15 protein-coding genes are annotated in these 19731 nt (G+C 43.4%); 10 read left to right on the top strand and 5 right to left on the bottom strand.

Features of this window, described 5'->3' with window-relative positions:
• Window positions 1–379 precede the first annotated feature (379 nt).
• From AC1DE7_RS19980 to AC1DE7_RS19970, 3 genes are all read left to right on the top strand, one after another.
• Window positions 380–616 (top strand): ribbon-helix-helix protein, CopG family, encoded by a 237-nt coding sequence (locus tag AC1DE7_RS19980; RefSeq protein ID WP_076317852.1) that lies wholly within the window; start codon window positions 380–382, stop codon window positions 614–616.
• Between the two features lie 18 nt (window positions 617–634).
• Window positions 635–1768, top strand: a complete 1134-nt coding sequence (gene dnaN / locus AC1DE7_RS19975; protein WP_477535043.1) for a DNA polymerase III subunit beta — start codon at window positions 635–637, stop codon at window positions 1766–1768.
• Window positions 1769–1874: 106 nt separating this feature from the next.
• Complete coding sequence (locus AC1DE7_RS19970) at window positions 1875–2729, top strand: AraC family transcriptional regulator (RefSeq protein WP_036671261.1); 855 nt, start codon at window positions 1875–1877, stop codon at window positions 2727–2729.
• A 364-nt stretch (window positions 2730–3093) separates the two neighbouring features.
• On the opposite strand, the gene AC1DE7_RS19965 is transcribed toward AC1DE7_RS19970, so the two are convergent.
• Both AC1DE7_RS19965 and AC1DE7_RS19960 read right to left on the bottom strand, forming a co-directional pair.
• Complete coding sequence (locus AC1DE7_RS19965; RefSeq protein ID WP_477535042.1) at window positions 3094–4443, bottom strand: response regulator transcription factor; 1350 nt, start codon at window positions 4441–4443, stop codon at window positions 3094–3096.
• Complete coding sequence (locus tag AC1DE7_RS19960; protein ID WP_477535041.1) at window positions 4443–6134, bottom strand: sensor histidine kinase; 1692 nt, start codon at window positions 6132–6134, stop codon at window positions 4443–4445. Before AC1DE7_RS19960 ends, AC1DE7_RS19965 begins: the two co-directional genes overlap by 1 nt.
• Window positions 6135–6468: 334 nt before the next feature.
• On the opposite strand from AC1DE7_RS19960, the gene AC1DE7_RS19955 reads away from it, so the two are divergent.
• From AC1DE7_RS19955 to AC1DE7_RS19935, 5 genes are all read left to right on the top strand, one after another.
• Entirely contained in the window at window positions 6469–7353 is an 885-nt protein-coding gene (locus tag AC1DE7_RS19955; protein ID WP_477535048.1) for an ABC transporter permease, read from the top strand.
• Between the two features lie 18 nt (window positions 7354–7371).
• Window positions 7372–8241: a carbohydrate ABC transporter permease gene (locus AC1DE7_RS19950; protein ID WP_017688372.1), complete on the top strand. Its 870-nt coding sequence runs from the start codon at window positions 7372–7374 to the stop codon at window positions 8239–8241.
• A 243-nt stretch (window positions 8242–8484) separates the two neighbouring features.
• Entirely contained in the window at window positions 8485–10170 is a 1686-nt protein-coding gene (locus AC1DE7_RS19945) for a type 2 periplasmic-binding domain-containing protein (RefSeq protein WP_477535040.1), read from the top strand.
• A gap of 72 nt (window positions 10171–10242) precedes the next feature.
• On the top strand, window positions 10243–11961 hold the full coding sequence (locus AC1DE7_RS19940; protein WP_340020419.1) for a discoidin domain-containing protein: 1719 nt from the start codon (window positions 10243–10245) through the stop codon (window positions 11959–11961).
• A 30-nt stretch (window positions 11962–11991) separates the two neighbouring features.
• On the top strand, window positions 11992–12933 hold the full coding sequence (locus AC1DE7_RS19935; protein ID WP_477535039.1) for a family 43 glycosylhydrolase: 942 nt from the start codon (window positions 11992–11994) through the stop codon (window positions 12931–12933).
• 78 nt (window positions 12934–13011) lie between these two features.
• Here AC1DE7_RS19935 and AC1DE7_RS19930 read toward each other — a convergent pair whose 3' ends face one another.
• The 3 genes from AC1DE7_RS19930 to pdxR all read right to left on the bottom strand — a co-directional run bounded on the left by AC1DE7_RS19930 (window position 13012) and on the right by pdxR (window position 17262).
• Window positions 13012–13539 (bottom strand): DinB family protein, encoded by a 528-nt coding sequence (locus AC1DE7_RS19930; protein WP_340935923.1) that lies wholly within the window; start codon window positions 13537–13539, stop codon window positions 13012–13014.
• Window positions 13540–13690: 151 nt separating this feature from the next.
• Complete coding sequence (locus AC1DE7_RS19925) at window positions 13691–15712, bottom strand: ATP-dependent DNA helicase (RefSeq protein ID WP_477535038.1); 2022 nt, start codon at window positions 15710–15712, stop codon at window positions 13691–13693.
• A gap of 59 nt (window positions 15713–15771) precedes the next feature.
• Entirely contained in the window at window positions 15772–17262 is a 1491-nt protein-coding gene (pdxR, locus tag AC1DE7_RS19920) for a MocR-like pyridoxine biosynthesis transcription factor PdxR (protein WP_477535037.1), read from the bottom strand.
• 147 nt (window positions 17263–17409) lie between these two features.
• Between pdxR and pdxS the strand changes: the two genes are divergently transcribed.
• Together pdxS and AC1DE7_RS19910 are read left to right on the top strand one after the other, a co-directional pair.
• Window positions 17410–18294: a pyridoxal 5'-phosphate synthase lyase subunit PdxS gene (gene pdxS / locus AC1DE7_RS19915; protein ID WP_200868523.1), complete on the top strand. Its 885-nt coding sequence runs from the start codon at window positions 17410–17412 to the stop codon at window positions 18292–18294.
• 242 nt (window positions 18295–18536) lie between these two features.
• Window positions 18537–19607, top strand: a complete 1071-nt coding sequence (locus tag AC1DE7_RS19910) for an ABC transporter substrate-binding protein (protein ID WP_477535036.1) — start codon at window positions 18537–18539, stop codon at window positions 19605–19607.
• The last annotated feature ends 124 nt before the right edge of the window (window positions 19608–19731 follow it).

Below are 19731 nucleotides of genomic sequence, written 5' to 3'. Positions count from 1 at the left end.
GTCTTCGTCTGCTCTTGAATGAATTTGACCGTTTGTTTCTTGAATTCTTCGTTATATCGTTGCCGCTGTTCTCCCATGTGGACACCTCCGTTAGTCTTATTATCCTTCCGTCCGTTAACGGGTGTCCACTTTTTATTCTAGCTCCATGAGGTTCGTTACATGCTGCGTTCCTTAAAAATCCGCCGTTTAGAGTGTGGTAGGTTCGTTAGCGCTTGAAGCGAAGGGAATTCCTTTTGAGATAGTCCCAGCTTTACATTCGATGAGTTGTTCTTCAGCAATCGCTTTTGAAATATTGTAAATCCATGTAGAGACATGATAATATGAGAAGAGATCCAATTGAATGAGGTTACCTAAATCAAAATGAAGGAGCGTCATTATATTGAACAATAATAAGGTTAAAGTTGGTGTCGCTAATAAAGAAGGGCAGTTAGGTTTTGTCTTTTCGAGAGGTGGTCTGCGAGAAGGTTCCGGGAGAAAGAGTATAGGTGTGACTAAAAAAATATCTTTAACTCTAACAGAGGACATGTGGGGGGAAATCGAAAACCATTGCACAGAGCATAAACTTTCTCGTTCGGAGGCTATACGTAACATCATTGAGTCCTTCTATACAAAATAATTTTTTTATTCGAGGTAGGTGAGGTCTTTGCTGGTAGAGATAACAAAAAATTCTCTTATGAATGCCATACAATATGTGATAAAGGCAGTAGCAGCAAATAGTTCAATACCTATTCTTCAAGGAATACATATTCAAGCAGGTGCAGATGGCGTTACTTTTACGGCAAGTAATACAAGTATGACGATACAGTCTATGATTGCTCAAGATGGTGTTTCTCTGACTGTAAAAAGAACAGGGGCTATTGTTATACCATCGCGTTATTTTCACGATATTATTCGTAAATTTAATCATGACAAAGTTATACTTGAAATTAAAGAGCCAATGATTCTTTTGATTGTATCAGGTCATTCTCAATTACGTTTATGCGGAATGGACCCTACAGAATTCCCTTCCATTGATGATGGAGAGGCGTTCCCTTCTACTAAACTACGCATTAGTACTTCCTTACTTCGTTCGACTATTAAGCAGCTAGCAATCGTAGCATCAACGTCCGAGACCAGCCCCATATTAACAGGAGTTTCTTTGGAATGCAGTAATGATTGTCTTAACTTAATTGCTACAGATGGAGTGCGGCTTGCATACCGCGCTTTGCATTTAGAAGATGCTACCCACAACAGTTTGAACGCTGTTATTCCAGCAAAAAATCTCTATGAATTATCGAAAATATTAAACAAAACAGATGACACAACTGAAATTGAAGTGAGTAATAATCGAGTTAAATTCGTGACAACTGGACTGAAAGTGGAGTCTGCTCTTATTGAAGGAACGTTCCCATCCATAAAGAATGTAATCCCTCAATCTTATTTGTGTGAAATCGCAGTTGATACAGCATGTTTGTTGAAAGCAGTTGAATGTGTAACTGTGATGGCTAGTGAACAAGTGATTAGATTAGTAGCTAATACAGACACATTAAAACTATTGTCCAAAACAGCCGATGTTGGAGATATTCAGAATGAAATTCCACTATTAGAGATGTGTGGGGAAGAATTTGTGATATCACTAAATGGAAAGTTTTTTATCGATATACTTCGCAATATGGATTGCGCTAGCGTCCTATTAAGATACGCCGGGAAAACAAGTCCCATCGTCGTACTTCCAGATGATTCGCTCATGTCTACTCTGTTCTTGATTACTCCAGTGATGACCCGGTGAAGCGTATCATCCATAAGAGCAAGTTTTTTACTGACTTTTTCGTGCAGAAATTGCAAGGTATTCATTATTTATTTCCCATAAAATTACCTTGAAGGGAGGGAGTACGATGGATTGGTTGGTCAGGATGAATAGTGCCATGGAATATATCGAAACAAATTTAGCGGACACTATTTCATATGATGAAATAGCACATAGAGCCTGTTGCTCTACCTATCATTTTCAAAGAATGTTTCCATTTATTACTGGCGTAACGTTATCGGAATACATTCGACGTCGACGGTTGACATTGGCGGCATTCGAACTGCAGACAACAGGCTCAAAGGTTATTGATGTAGCTATGAAATATGGATATGATTCGCCGGAGGCGTTTGCACGCGCCTTTAAGAATCTTCATGGTATTATGCCTATATCCGCGCGTGATACAGGCGTTTCTCTAAAAGCCTATCCTCGAATGTCCTTTCATATTTCAATAAAAGGGGATGTCGAAATGAATTACCGTATTGAGCAAAGAGATTCTTTTGAGATGTTTGGAGTATATGGAATTATAAATGCAGACCAGAAAACAGCGTTCTCTGAAGTTCCTCTATTCCGTATAAAATGTGATGATGATGGCAGCGTTGATATGATGAACGACTTACTGGGACGTTTTGGTGACACCATGTTACACGCCGCCCTTTATGATCACACTAAAGAATCTTTCAAATACATGATCTGTTATCATGTACCTAAGGGGCTTGAGATTCCCGAGAGATTCACAAAACTTGCTATCCCAACATTAACGTGGGCGGTCTTCCCGGAGCCGCAGTGTGATATGCAAAAACTATGGGAACGAATCTATTCTGAGTGGTTTCCGACATCTGAATACGAACAGGTTGAGGGCCCTACTTTCGAAATGTATTATGGAATGGCACGGCATGGGAATGGTTCAGGAGAAATCTGGATACCGGTGAAGAAAAAATAACCCTCTTATGCGAGCGAATTGCAGGCGTTAACGAAGATGAAAACTGAACAAATTTAGATTAATAAAGGGTCATCCCGACAAAGGATGGTCCTATAACTTGCCGTTGCAAATAGCGCGGAGAACCTTAACACAATTAGAGGGATAGGGGATAAGATGATCGACCTAACCCAAGATTAAACGAATATTCACTCACCTCCACAGCGTCTTAAACAAATAAAACAAAAATCGCTACGTCATTCATTAAAGTTTCTTATATATTAATTGCACTACAAAGACCCAACTCACTCTTTAAACTGAAGAGTGGAAGTTGGGCTTTTTCGGTACTGCATTGGATATATCCATTATGTAACAAATTCAACTGAAGTCATTGATGGATCATAATTCTGCGGTACTGGTAGGGCGTAACTCCATATTCCACTTTGAACAACTGGATAAAATATTGATTTTTTCGGTAACCAACCATCTGGGCTATATCGGCTACACGGAGTTCCGAATCTTGAAGCAATTGAGAAGCCTTCTCCAACCTCTTCCTGGAAATGTAGTTTGACACATTTTCGCCCGTTTCCTGTTTAAACAGTTTGGAAAAGTAGACGGGATGGAGATGTGCAACTTTCCCCAGTTCGTCCAGGCTAAGGCCATGTGACAGATGGTCATCGATATACGTTTGCACTTTGTCAACGATGGTTTGAATGGACATCTGTTTGTTGTTTCTGATCCGACTGACCCGATCCATGAGAGTTGAGGATAGTTCATCAGGATAGCGTAACTGGTTGAATATCCACTCCACGGTTTCAGAGGGATCGCGATCCTTATCCGTCAGATATACATATAGAATGGTCTCCATGAGAAAGATTTTTTTTTGCTTATGGAGATGGATTTGATCATATTTTTTAATGATATTTCCCGCCGACTCCCAATCACCGCATGACGGAGAATGGTTGAATATGCCATTTAAGTCTTCTGAGTATACGTCCTCATTAAGAAAAAACCTGTAGAACATCTGCCGGGTCACGTTTCGATCAGTCAACAAAAAGGGAGGAGACGCGAACGATTGCTCCAGTTTGATGGTCAGTTCTGCAGCAACTTCTTCCGGAACCAGACCGAACAGTCGCGTTCCCGCAGCCCACACGAGACGATCCAATTTGTCTCCGACAGCATGTTTTATAGCATCCTCATGTTCCTGTGTGAAACCCTCCAGCTTGAAGCAGCACATACGACGATGCCCTAAAAATTCAGTATACGCATCATATTCCTTCCTTAATGTCTCATTGTGACCAAGCAGGGAAAGCAGATACTCCAATCCATCGAAGTTCTCCCATGCAACAGATTGAGCGGGCCGATTCTTTGTAATATTGTTGATGGCTTTGGACATGGCTTTCTCCACATCATCTTTGTCGACAGGTTTGAGCAAGTAGTCGAGCGCACCTAAACGAATTCCTTGTTGCGCGTATTCGAACTCAGAGTAGCCGGAAAGGATGATCACTTTGGTTGGCAAGTTATGTTGCTGGATATGTTGAAGCAGATCAATACCGGAAACCTCAGGCATTCGGATGTCAGTGATCAGAATATCGATGTGGTTTTGAGTCAACATATCTCGGGCTTCAATCGAATTGGTCATCGTCTCGATCTGATCAATGCCAAAGGTGTTCCAATCGAGCAAGTGCTTCATATATTCAACGACATAATGCCCATCATCCACAATTAATAATCGCATTAGTTATCTCCTTTCACCACGGGAATGCTGATGAGCAACAGGACGGACAAGCCGCCCCAATTATTAGTAGTAAAATGTAACCCGCTACGTTCGCCGTACGTATTTTTCAGACGTTGATTTACATTCCAGAGCCCTACGCCTTTAATTCCTTCAGGCGGGGTATCACTCTCAAGCCGAGCCTCTAGGCTACGAATATCATCCAGTGAAAGACCTTTGCCGTCATCGGAGACCTTGATCGTTATTGCAGCCTCCGTCTGTTTTACATCGAGCGTCACCCGATGGGCTCCTTGTTGTCCTTCGATTCCATGTTGAATCGCATTTTCAACCACTGGCTGGATGATCAGCGGCATGAGGGGAAGGGAGGACAGTTCCGGCGGCAGATTAATGCTGTACTCCATTTTTTTGCTAAGAGCCATAATTATCAGGAAATGTTCCGCAAACTGAAGCTCACTTTCCAGCGTGACTTCATGCCGGTCCAATTTCGTTAAATAACGATAATATTCAGCTAGATGTTTGCTCATGCGCATGACAGAATCAGGTGAAAATTGAGCCACCGACATGATGAAAAACAAACTGTTGTACAAAAAATGAGGATTGATCTGAGCCTGGAGTTGTTGAAGTTCGGCACTTCGTCTTAGTTCCGTTTCAGTCTTCAAGGATACAAACAGATCCTGGATCTCGGTAACCATATGATTAAAACTTCTGAACAGGCTGTAAAACTCTCTATCCGTATTTTCGGTTATACGTGTATTGTGATTGCCTTGTTCGACCTGTGAAAACTTCCGCTCCAACAAACGAATATTGCGGTAATAGTTCCGGTAAAACGTAAAGATCACAACCAGACCAAGCGTGAAAACGGCTAAAATGCTGGCAAAAAAAACCTTACGGTTGCGGTCAATCGGTTGCAGAAAATCATTCGTCTGTGTATATGTAATCAGGTAGGCGTCGATTGATTCAATATATCGGGAAAGAACATAATAGTCATCTGAATTGGTGTGATAATCATATTTCAAAGTGATATCCGGCTGTGGAGAAAGCATTTCAGTAACCGCTTTCAATAGATCGTTGTCGACTTTTTTCTCACTCCATAACTGATGGGAATTAAACCAAAAAAAAGCGTTTGAGCTGTCGTTGTTCACAGCCTTTTTCAGCAGATTTTTCAAATAATCGGTATTCAGCTTTACACCAACGACGTACTGAGTAGGTTCATTTTGTCCGGATTTTTGGATGTAAGGGTAGAGGGCAAAGTAATACAAACTATTGCCGACGATTTGCCATCCCCGTTGATGAACATCCTTGAACGGAAGTCTCGCCTCCGGCGTACTGTTGGTGGACAGAAATGTTTCTTCAGACTTCCAGTAAATGCCGATCGATTCAATCGATCGACTGGATAGTAGAGTTTGCCGCAAGCGATCAACGATATCGTTTTTCTTCATTTGGGAATCGTAATTGCTCAGCTCGATAACATGCCTCTGATAAAATCGGACATCACTGTCTGCCGCATACTGAACCCCGTACATATTAGCCTCGTATATAATCCCGTCAAGAATGCCTTTCACATAATCAAGCTGGTTTTTGGAAGCACTAATCAGATTTTCTTCAAGTGTCTTGGAGCTCAATCGATTCATCACGAAAAACAAACTTAACGTCAGCAGCAGAAAAAAAACAAAGAAATAGATAAATCGCTTCATATACATTTTTCTGATCATATGTGTTTCCTTTCATATCGTCAAACGCAGAAGTTTAAAATCCAGATCGGATTAACTTTAATATAAGCCAAACCTTCGAAAAGCGGAAGGGCAGCAACAGCGAGAAATGAAAGCGGTTTTAAACTGCTTCAGGGCGGGGTGATGATCTTGAAATTTTGGCATTTTGGAGTGAAAGCGCTTTTGTTAAGCTTATCTTCAAGGATCGCTTTCGAAAGCCATCATAGAGGAGGTATGCAACATTAACGAGATTGTACCCGCCAGATCCGCGAAAAAAACAAAAACAAAGCTATCCCAGCGGACTTCATTCAAAAAGGAAATCAAGAAAAGCTGGCCTTTGTACGTACTGTGTATTCCCGCATTTGTGTTTGTCTGCATCTTTTCTTATGGCCCGATGGTAGGTTTGCTCATGGCATTTCAGGACTACAAACCATGGCTGGGCATCACAGGTTCACGGTGGATCGGGTTAGATAATTTCGAACGAATTTTCCAGTACAAAGAAGCCACACAAGCGATTGTTAATACATTAATTATCGCCGTTTCTAAAATTATCGTTGGTATTATCGTTCCAATCGTCATGGCTATCCTGCTGAGCGAGATTCGAAATATGGGCATTAAGAAAAGTGTTCAGACACTGGTGTATCTGCCGCATTTCTTGTCCTGGGTAACGGTCGCGGGGTTGATGATCGACATTCTGGGATTAGACGGAGGAATCAATCACATCTTGACACGTATTTTCGGGAACGATCCCATTTACTTCTTGGGTGATCCTGATCTGTTTCGATTCACGGTTGTGGTCAGCGATGTATGGAAGAGCTTTGGCTTTGGCATGATTGTTTATCTGGCGACCATTGCGGGAATTAATACTTCCTATTACGAAGCGGCCGAGATCGATGGTGCCACACGCCGGCAGCAAATTCGATACGTCACTTTGCCTAGCATGTTGCCCATGATCATCGTCATTTCTACATTGAGTCTGGGAAATATTCTGGACGCGGGTTTTGATCAGGTCTTCAATCTGTACAATCCGCTTGTCTACAGTACGGGAGATATTATTGACACCTATGTTTACCGTTCATCCTTGTTAAACGGGCAATACGGCTTCGGGACAGCTGTAGGACTGTTCAAATCGGGGATTAGCTTGATCTTGATCGTTGTCTCTTACAGGCTGGCCTATAAGTATGCCAATTACAAAATATTCTAACAAGGAGGGAGAGGGATCATGTACCATAAGACGACAGGTTATAGAGTATTCTCCTATTTTAATTACGCGTTCATGATACTGGCGGGGTTGGCGTGTTTTCTTCCACTGCTTCATCTGTTGGCACAATCGCTCAGCAGCAAAGCGGCCATTAGCGGTAATATGGTTTCATTTTGGCCGGTGGGGTTCAACGTGGACGCCTATGTAAAAACGTTCAACAATTCTAATTTCAACGGTGCCATGCTAACATCCATCACTCGAACCGTATTGGGTACAACCATCAGCATGTTTATCCTTACCTGTGCAGGATATGCCCTGTCCAAGGAATTCCGGGGCCGCAACGTGCTCATGTGGTTTTTTATCTTTACCATGCTCTTCTCGGGGGGATTGATACCTTCTTACATATTGATCACAGCCCTTGGTTTAAAGGATACCATCTGGGCTCTTGTGTTACCGGGAGCTTTCGGTGCTTATAATTTGATTCTTCTCGTCAATTTTTTCAAAACGATTCCCAAAGCCCTGGAAGAAGCAGCTTTCATTGACGGAGCGTCCTTCTTCGTAATTCTCAGCAAAATATATTTACCATTATCTCTGCCTGGCATCGCGACCGTATCCTTGTTCATTATGGTAGGGCACTGGAACTCCTGGTTTGACGGGATTTTGTACATGTCGGATGCAAGTAAGTACCCGTTGGCTTCGTTTTTACAGACGGTCGTCGTGCAGAGCAATATGCAAAATATGGCGATGAGCCAGTCCGAGGTTGCCGCAATGTCCGAACAGAGCATCAAGGCAGCGCAAATTTTTGTAAGCACGCTACCGATCATTTTGGTCTATCCTTTTTTACAACGATATTTCGTGAAGGGAATTGTACTAGGAGCCGTCAAAGAATAGTTGTTGTGACGAAAAATTCGATCTATATAAATTCAACTAAAATTTACACGATAACGGAGAGGACAGAAGAGACCTGAAGAAGCGGAGCGTTCGCCTTTATTACCAGAATTTCACCTTTGTAAAAGTGAATCAAAAATTCTGGGAATAACAGCGATCGGAAGGTTGTTCTGTCATCGGAGTGCCAGTGTAAATATGAACTTATATAGAAAACAAATTGAGTATGAGTGAAGGGGGCATGTTTCCATGAAGAAAAGAACTGATTTATGGAAAATGGTAAGTATGGTTATGCTGTCAGCTATTCTTGTGGCTGGCTGTAGCAAAGGGGAGAGTGCTTCCGAGACCGCACCGGCATCGGTGCTTAAGGACGGAAAATATGATCCACCGTTTACGATCACCATCGCCAAACAACAGGATGAAAATGCTGGAAAGTACATCAACGGTGAGACGTTGAATGACAATGTATTGACTCGCTGGGGCGAACAAAACCTGGGTATCAAAATCCAAACCACCCTGCTGGGAGGTGATGCTTCACAATATAATACCAAGCTGCGGCTGGCGTTGACGGGTTCCGAGAAACTACCAGACGTTCTGCCTGTCTATGATACCATGCTGGTCAATGATCTGATCGAGTCGGGGCAGGTCAAGGAGATTACGGAAGACATCTCAACCTACATGCCTGACCGGATAAAAGAAATATACAAACAATACCCGACCACCTTCAATCCAGTGGTTAGGGAGGGCAAGGTCTACGGGATGGCGATTGCGCCGAATTTGACGGAAGGCGAAGTCATGTTGATCCGCCAGGACTGGTTGGACAATTTAAACTTGGAAGCGCCAACAACGATTGATGAGTTTGAACAAGTCATCGCGGCGTTCACTAATGAGGACCCAGATGGGAACGGGAAGAAAGACACATACGGCTTTACTTTTTCAGGTAAAGATTCCTACAATACGGGCTGGGTCAGCGATCCGGTCATGATATTCAGCGCATACACGGGCAAACATCTTCCAAGACAATGGCATAACGACAACGGCAAACTCACCTATGGATCTGTGGCTCCTGGCAACAAAGAGGCACTGGCCAAGTTACGTGATTGGTATGCAGAAGGGTACTTGAACAAAGAATTGGCCACCCAAGGGGCCTGGGACGCACTATCCGATTTTACGGAGGGGAAAGCTGGTATCATCATTGGTCGTCCTTGGCTTTACGACAGTGTGAAGGACGTAGAGAAAAATGTGGAGGGTGCAAAAATTAGTGCTTATCCGACCATTCAAGGCGTGAACGGTGATAAGACCTATCAATCCGCCCAGTTGAACGATGGTGTGTTCATGTTTAACAAGGATTTTCAGAACATGGAAGCCTTCTTCTTGTACTACGATAAAATGTACGATGCGGCGTTCAGCACCGGGGATTTCAAGTACGGGTACGCTCAAGGATACGATTACGATATCGTTAACGATGAAGTCACTTTTGATCCAACGAAATTCAATACACCATTAGAGGCTGTACAAGGCGTTGGAAAAATGGCATTTACCAAAAATACACCGAGTGTTGATGGTCCCGGCCAATCCTACTACGATCTGGCGAATGGAGTTAAAGCCGACACGGGTGTCCTCATTCAGAGCGCCTCGAAGGATCAAACAACACAGGATGGATACCGGATTTCGTATGAAAACAGAGATGTTTTACTGCCAAATGAGTTTAACGGTCCACCAACGCCAACGATGCAAAATGTGTGGGAACAGTTGACCACTATGGAACAGGAGACGTTCACCAAAATCATATATGGCAATGAGCCGCTTGAAGCATTTGATACCTTTGTGAAACAGTGGCATGAAAAAGGCGGAGACACCGTAATCGAAGAAGTTAACGAATGGTACAACCAAGCCAGTGAGACGGATGTAATGACACTGATGAATTTGAAATAAAGTCAAGTTTCACCTGGATCAGCCTTCCTACAACAGGAAGGTTGGTCTTCTAAAAAAAGGAGATGATGAGACATGATCAAAGGTAAATCGTGGATGGCTATCGTCATTGCATTGATGTTGTTAACAGTGCATTTCACGTCCTCAGCTCAAACCGTTCACGCTGCTGCTGGTGAAGAGACCAAGATCGCCGCAACACTGTTTGTGCTGAAGAATGAATCCGAAGTATCCAATGCCAAAATTCATTGGGCACCTGTCCAGGGAGCGACTGCATACGAGTTATACAGATCAGAGAACAATGCGCCTTATACGTTATTACAGACCTTAACAGGTACAACGACGGATGATTATGAACTCAATATAGGTAACACATACAAGTATCAAGTGAAGGCATATGGCGGAACTTCCTTGTTAACCTCCGCTGTCTCGCCAGAATATACCCCTTACAGCCTTCCAGAGGACCTCACAACTTTTGATAACACAACGCAATCAACGCTTATGCTCCCGAATGAACTTAAAGTTGGAGACACCTACTACAGATTTAATTTCGTGCAAAAGTCATCAGGCGGTTTTGGCGAAATGATTCAACAGACATCAACGGATGACATCACATACGGTAACGACAAAGTGGTCCTGTCCTACACGGATCATCCCGATCTGGCGAATTCAAAATTTGAGGGGATCAATATCCTCTACCATGCGCCAACGAACAAGTTTGTTTTTTGGGCTCACTATGAAAACAGTACAGACTACACGCTTGCCAGAGTATCGGTGGCTTCAGCCACGCCTGGAGAAGACTTTACATTTCACAAAAGCTTTCGGCCGGAAGGGAACCAATCCCGGGATATCTCCATTTTCAAAGATGATGATGATTCGGCGTATCTAATCTCTACGGCCAATAATAATTCGGACACCATCTTATATAAGTTAACCTCCGATTGGTTGGATGTGGATCATCAAGTTTCTGTTATTTATCAAAATCAACACAGGGAACTGCCCAAGATGATCAAAAAAGATGGTATTTATTATTTGTTCTCTTCCCAAGCGGCAGGTTGGTATCCGAGTATACCCCTGTATTCATCAGCAACAAACATAGACGGAGATTGGTCTGAATTACGGACGATTGGTAACACGTCAACCTTCTCGGCGCAGTCGGGTTCCGTCATGCGGGTGAAGCCAGATACGGGTAACAACGTGGTTATGGTTGCGTATCGCTGGATGTTCGGCTGGGCAGGTACGCAAAATGGAACAACAGAGGAACGACTGCTTCCCGTTTGGTTCTCTGATGGTTACGCATTTTATGATTATTTTGATCAAGTCCTGTACAACACAAGCGATGATGTTGTCGTTCCCGTTCAGAATGGAAAACTACTGTCACAAGGCAAACCGGCAACAGCCCAAACGGCTACTGGAACAAACCCGGCAAGTTATGCTAATGATGGTAACTATCAAACCGAATGGGTAGGCACAGGCAGTTCCTGGCCACATTGGTGGAAGGTCGACCTCGGCTCCGTTCAACAGTTGAATAATGTGCAAATCTCCTGGTGGATGCAAAAAGGCTCCGAAGGTTATTACAAATACAAAATCGAGACCAGTACGGATAATGTAAACTGGACCGTGGCATTGGATCGAACCAATAATACATCTTACGGTTTCACATCAGATACGCTATCGAGCACTGCTGCCAGGTATGTACGAATTAATATGCAAAATGCGGCACTTCATAACAACCCCAACAATTGGTACACGCCAAGACTTTGGGAAGTGAAGGTATTTGGATCGGAGACCAATTAACGATGTTCTTAAAAGAAGAGAGGTAACGGTGTGAATAATCAATTAACCAATGGTGGCATCTGGAATGATTCAAGCGGTCAGCCGATCCATGCCCATGGTGGACATATGTTATTCCATGACGACTATTATTACTGGTATGGCGAAGATCGGAGGGACGATATATATGTGAGTTGTTACCGTTCCAAAGATCTATTCAACTGGGAGTTTCGAAACCATATCTTGACCACCTCTACGCCAGCTGCACCCATTCGAGTTCGGACAAATCTGGCATTAGTGAACGATAAAGGTGGAAAAGTAAATCTCGAACGGCCTAAAGTGCTTTTCAACGCGGTGACCAAAAAGTTTGTACTCTGGGCTCACTATGAGAATGGTAACCATTACAACGATGCCGCATGCGCCATTGCCACATCGGATTCTCCGGATAGTCATTTCGTGTATCATGGCAGCTTTAATCCGTACGGGTATATGTCGCGTGACTGCACGCTCTTTCAGGACGAAGACGGGGCAGCGTATTTTATTTCAGCTGCCAGAGACAATGCAGACCTGCACATCTATCGTCTGCAGGAAGATTACCTTAATGTCGAAAGTCTTGTCGGAAAGCTGTGGCAGGGGGAATATCGGGAGGCGCCAGCCATCTTCAAACGGAAAGGGAAGTATTATATGGTGACCTCATTTTGCACGGGTTGGGCTCCAAATCAAGGGAAATACGCGATGGCTAATACGATGGATGGACCATGGGGGATGCTCAGCGATTTTGGCGATGAAACGACGTACCAAACGCAACCAGCGTTTGTGCTGAAACGATCAGAGGAGGAGTACCTGTACTTTTCGGATCGCTGGAACGGATCGGATTATTTTCAATCTAGCTATGTGGTACTGCCCATTGAATTCAATGGGGACATTCCTATTCTGAATCATTATTCCACGTTATCTTCGCGAGAGGACGCACATCTGATTCATTTTGAACGATAATTTGAATGATAAAACGACTGATGAGAAAAGACTTTGTTCCTACAGCGAATGCAGGTTCAAAGTCTTTTTGAATGAATTTTATAATTTCAAATCTAACGAATAGCGATCGCGAAGTACTGAACAATGGTGGAGCTCATGCCCAGCCATAACAAATGCAATCGATCGAGCTGAAGCAGGATTATCACTGACGATCCCTTTACAGAGCCATGCTTCCGGGGTGAGGTGACGAAGCATAAGAATGGTTGAGCGACGTGTGACGGCATATTCTTCGCTCAAATCGGCCAGGGTATACGCATTAAAAGGGTGGGTCTGCATAAGCACGTCCTGATCGTAGCCGGGATGATTCGCTTGGTCACCTCTGGCGATGCGAAGCAATCGGCTGCTCATGATTCGTTCGTTATCCAAAAGGTGACCGATGACCTCTTTCACGCTCCATTTGCCTTCGGCGTACCGATAATTTGCTTGCTCCTCTGTCAATGAAGTGAGCAAAGTTGGTACGATGTTGGCTTGCAGCTCTAAGCGTTCGATGATGTTCCCTTCAGGAACAAGCTGGATGTACCCTTCATAATAAGCTGCATATTCCTCTGTAGTTGGTCTTTCAACCATGGTAATGCCTCCTTTGGGATTCGTAGATCTGGAATATATTGTAGCATAAATCTTACTTACAGCATTAAAATTGGCCCTTCCGCTTGATGTGTGGAAGGGCTTCTTCATGTGATTTGATTTGAACAGTTTATAGCGTTTGGGTGTACCACTTCTAATCCGTACGTCGTATCCTTTTATTTTGAACAAATCTCTCTAAAACCTCAAAATCCTCCGTCACTTTTTTGAAAGGCAACGTGTCCAACACCTGTTCCCGGTAACTCTTTTTAGCCGTTGCGCTGAGACGGGAGTCAAGTATGCTGAGTATGCCAAGGTCCGTTTCACTGCGGATCAAGCGTCCAGTTCCTTGCCGTAATCGAAGAAGCATGTCCGGTACAAACACCTCCATGAACGGATTCTCTGTTACAGATGCCTTATATTCATAAACAGGATCCGATGGAACAGGGAAGGGCAACCGGAAAATAATGACCTGTGACAGGTCAGATCCCTCGATATTCACACCTTCCCAGAATACACCAGTACCCAGGAGGACACCTTTGCTTTTCCTGAAATCGGCGATGACACTGTCCTGGGAAGATCCTTCTTTTTGAACATGGACTGCCCATGTGTATTCATTAGCCTTTGAGATCAACTTTTTGTGAATGTACTTCATGTCCTCTTTTGCTGAAAAAAGGACGATTGTTCTTCCCTGAGTTAGATTACAGAGTTGAACCACTTCGTTGTACGCTGCTTCAAGATAGTTTTCGCGCTGATCGTGGTGGTAATAGGGAACTTTGTTCGAAATATACATCATGGCATGGTTGGTGTAGTCAAAAGGGGAGGGTTGGCGCTCTAAGAAACCTCCCTTATAACCAAGGGAGTGCGTCATATAAGAATATTGTTCCTCCAGCGTATCCCCGCCTTGGCACAGCGTTGCTGATGTTAGGATTACAGGTACCTTACCATTAAATAAAGCGTATTTCAGAAATTGGCTTATATCTTTGGGACAGATGCTGATTGTGGTTACTCTAAGGGGACTGCTTGCCCAAAAAAGATAGTTGTCCTCTATTTCAGATAAGACACTAATAAGGGTAATTAGCCCGTTGATGGCTTCAAAAGCGTCATCGATCTCCCGCTCGTGGCGTGAGGTCAAAATGGAAAGGCGCAGACTGAGATCTTTTAAATTGTTTAAGACTTGGTTTAACGGTATTCCTTTGATCTCCGACACTTTGATTCGGTCGTTATCCTGCTTGGCATGGTGGAGCAGATCCGCGTTTACCTGTTTGAAGATGCGCTCAGCGCAGTTTTTGATGAACTTAGATTGTGAGAAGAGACTTTTATCCCCGGACTGCTTCGTTAGAAGCTGCACCGTGTTATCCAGAATGCGGCAGATTCCCCGATAAGTGAACTCGAGTGTTCTGGCATCCCGAACTTTTGCTTCCAGATTATGCGCTTCATCAATGACGATCAGAGCAGGCTGTTCTGAGATGATGCTCTTGGTTCCTTCTTTTTTCTTCATCAGATCCCGTATGAGCAAGTCCTGGTTCACGATAATAAAATCAATCTCGTGAGCTTTTGCATTCAATTTCGCTCTCATATCGTAAAACAAACATGCAGTTTTGTGATGACAACGTTCAAATTTGCAATCATTCACGGAAACGTGGGACCATTCGGCATCACTAACTCCAGCTTTGATATCGGCTCTTTCATCAATTTCATAATCTAATATGCGCTGTGCGAGGGTAGATACGGAGGAGTTTGCATCATCAAGATTGATCCATTCCGCTGCTCTACTTCGGCAGGCATACTGCCCCATGCCTTTTCCCACCACGGAGCGAACCGTTGAGAATCCCAACCGGCTACCAATAATCCTTAAATCTTTATGTATCTGTTCCGAGAGCTGAATGGAGGATGTCGCTATAATGACTGGTTTCTGAGACATTTGATTCGTGAGCAGACTTGGGATCAGGTACGCAAAAGACTTACCGATTCCGACCCCAGCTTCAATCATGGCATTATGCCCATGGATATAAGCATCGACGATATCGAGAGACATTTCTTGCTGCCCGATCCGCTCTCTAAGGCCAATTCGGGGGAACCGGTCATATATTCGGAAGATGGCGTTAACCAAAGAACGTTCGATTTCCTTGTCCGGTTCCTGCTTATTTATTTTATAAAGTTCATTTAACCAATTCATAACGATCGCCCCTCTTCCGAATGATGATCTTCTTGTACTTACTTTGGAGACGATTTACCTCACAATGCAGTTGTAACGGCATTTTTTAATCTGGATACGCCTTCCTGTAATTGTTCATCTGACAAATGTGCAAAAGATAAATAGATACCATACTTCATACCAACAGCCGTTGAACTGCTGACTTCTGAGTATACCACACCTTGTGACCGAGCTGATTCCCGAAAGGCCTCATAAGTGGACACATTACCTCGCCACCAGCCAAACACGTGGAGACCCGCTTCATTCTCCACCCAATCAAACCATGTAGAGAGGTGTTTGTTCAAAAGTTTGAGTAACAGATGGAATTTACGACTGTATAATCGATTCATTCTGCGCAGATGACGCTCATATTGACCACTTGTCATGAATGCAGCTAATGCCCGTTGTTCGATCAGGTTGACGGGTCTTGGCTCGTATAATGCCTGTGCCTTTCTAAAGGTGTCAGCCAACGTAGGGGGAAGAACCACATAACCAAGTCGTACTTCTAAAGGCAAGGTTTTGGTAAAGCTGCCCAGGTAGATTACGCGGCCTGCTTTATCAAGTGTTTTCAGTGGTTCAACATGCATTCCGCGATATCGGAATTCACTATCATAATCATCCTCAACAATCATGGCATCATTTCGCTGTGCCCAGTCCAGCAAGGTTTGTCTGCGTTCCAGACTGAGCATTTCACCAGTAGGAAATTGTCGTGACGGCGTGACAAACAACATACGTGCTTCCCAGTCCTGGGGCACAACGCCCTGACCATCGAGATTAGCTTCAATTAACTTTGCACCCGCAGCCAATATGGCTTTAGAAATCCCGACATAACAAGGACTTTCTGTCACTACATAATCCCCAGGATCTGCAAGTAATTGAGTGAGTAGAGCTATAGCTTGCATGGAGCCTGCAGTTACTGCAATATGATCGGGATCAACTTGAATGCCCCGCATCCTCCGAAGATAGGCAGCAATGGCTTCTCTCAATTTTGGATCCCCGGTTGAACTAACCATGGCAGAAGTTGTTTTCAGGTGATGCTCACGCTGCCTTATCTCTGCATACAATCGATTATTCCATTCATCGTAAGGAAACTTGGAGAAATCAGGTTGATATTTGCTAAAGTCGATCACTTCGTCGCTATTCATTCTGGAATCATGTGTATGAGCATTGGCTGGTGCATTTCTTTGAATCGACTGCTGTTCAAACTGCTGAATACGATTTCCCCAGGCGGATAAGTGATGGGTACAAGCTTTCTCGGTGGACGCATCATTGCTTAAGTCCAACTGATAAGCAACAAAGGTTCCTCTTCCATGCTCTGAATGAATGTAACCTTGAGCAGTCAACGTATCATAGACCTGATTCACGGTCCCTCTGGAAATGTGATACGTCGCGGCTAACTCTCGAGTAGAGGGTAACTTCTCGCCATGTATAAGATTACCTTCATGAATTGCATCACGAATGGCATGATAGAGAGCCTTCATCTTCGTATATTTTCGGTTCAAATATGAACTGTAAGCTACATGAAATTGCATAGGACCTCCAGAGTTATCATTGAAGTGGTACAATAAAAACCAAAAATATTGGATCTTTTTATATGACCATTCTCATTCTATACTAAATCATAGATTAGAGCGATGCCTTTATTGAAAACCACCCAAAAGTTACTTAGGAGGACTACAATCATGCAAACAGGTACAGATCGTGTAAAAAGAGGAATGGCTGAGATGCAAAAAGGTGGCGTCATCATGGACGTTATGAATGCAGAGCAAGCTAAAATTGCTGAGGCGGCAGGGGCAACAGCTGTTATGGCTCTTGAACGGGTACCTTCTGATATTCGCGCAGCCGGCGGTGTAGCTCGTATGGCAGATCCAACCATCGTTGAAGAGGTTATGAAGGTTGTTTCTATTCCAGTTATGGCTAAAGCACGTATCGGTCATTACATAGAAGCCAAAGTGCTTGAATCCCTAGGTGTGGACTATCTTGATGAAAGTGAAGTTCTTACTCCTGCAGACGAAGTGTTCCATATCGATAAACATGAGTTTACTGTACCATTTGTATGTGGAGCCAAAGATTTGGGAGAAGCTCTTCGCCGTATTGGTGAGGGAGCATCGATGATTCGTACAAAAGGCGAGCCTGGAACGGGCAACATTGTTGAGGCAGTTCGTCATATGCGTCTAATTAACAGCCAACTCCGCAAAGTGCAAAACATGTCCAAGGACGAGCTGTACGCTGAAGCCAAAAATCTGGGTGTAGCTTATGAGTTGCTGCGCGAAGTTCATGAAAATGGTAAACTTCCTGTCGTTAACTTTGCAGCAGGTGGTGTAGCTACTCCGGCAGACGCAGCATTAATGATGCACCTGGGAGCAGACGGTGTGTTTGTAGGATCAGGTATTTTCAAATCCGATAGCCCTGAGAAATTCGCTCGTGCAATCGTTGAAGCTACAACACATTACACAGACTATAAACTGATTGCCGAAGTATCCAAAAACTTGGGCGCCCCGATGAAAGGGATCGAAATTTCTAAATTGGCTCCAGAAGATCGCATGTCCAACCGCGGTTGGTAAGAGCAGATAGAACAACTGGAGTATGAATAGTGTCAAGCAAAGCCGATCATAAATTGGATCGGCTTTTTTGTTATTGTTGACGAAAACAAAAGAAAAAAACGGAGAGGAGAATGTCCTTTTTTCATTAATTGAGAATGATTATAATTATCATTTACGAGATTCGACATTTGCTGTATACTGACAATAACTATTTTACATAATGCATAAATAGAAAATTAAGGATTCAAAAGGGAGAGAATTAAATGTCTACACGCTTTAAAAAAGGAATGTTATTTTGTTTTTTTGCTGCACTTGTTGTTGTACTTGCAGCCTGCTCCAATAATAGTGATGGTAGCGATCAGGCAAACAATAACTCGCAGCAAGCAGCGAAAAAAGTTGCAACAGATGAGAAGACATCGGATGCAGAGACTTCAGCACCTGCCGAAACAACTTACCCGGTAACCGTTTCAAACTATACAACAGAGAACGGCACATGGGTGAAGAAGGATCAAACGTTTGACAAGGCACCTGAACGAGTAGTTGCCAATACCCAAGGTGCAGCCGAGCTGATGATTCGCCTTGGTTTGACAGACAAACTTGTAGGTGTAGCTGCGTTGTTTGGTAGTGTACCTGAAGATATTGCGGACGAGTTTAAACAAATTCCTGTGCTAGCTGAAGGCTATGTAGGCAAGGAAGTGACAATAGGGGCTACGCCTGACCTGGTTGTTGGTCGTGGTGGATTGTTTGAGGATGCGGACTGGGGTGTTGGTACAGTAAGTAGCTTGAATGATATGGGGATCAAAACATATGTACAAAGCACCAGTGTTCCTGATGCATCGTTAGATAGTCTGTATCAGGATATTACTGAATTAGGTGAGATATTCAACGTACAAGCCAATGCAGCGGCATATATTGAGACGCTTAAAGCACGCGAGAATGCCTTGTCGGCCCGAGCTAGCGCTGAGACGATCAATTATGCATCATTTTCGGATAATGGTGATGGAACCATTGGAATTTACAACGGAAATGGTGATACGTTTATTGAAAGTGCAATGTCATTAATCAATATGCATAATATGCTGATTAATGAAACTGGCACACTCAGTCTGGAGAAGTTAATCGAGATTAATCCAGATGCAATGATTATTTCGAGGTATGCAGGTGGTATTGATCCAGAAGAAACTATTAAAAAGCTGCTTGCCAACAAGCAGGTGCAAAACATTAACGCAGTTAAAAACAAGAAAATCTACATTATTGATTTCAACAACTTCTGGGGTTACGGGGATTCCATCTTCACAGGCGTTGAAGGACTTGCTGATGATCTAGGCTTGTAATGAAATTTCGGCTTAGTGACCATTCGTGCCTCAAGATCGTTTCATGGGCCAAGAGCATAGTACCAATGAAAGTCGCTATTTTAGCGGCTTTTTTTGTTATAAAAGAACCAAATTCCTGTCTAAA

It is taken from the genome of Paenibacillus sp. 10L310 (assembly GCF_056395745.1).
The sequence above is the reverse complement of the archived record's forward strand: the minus strand, read 5'-3'. Positions and strand labels throughout refer to the sequence as shown.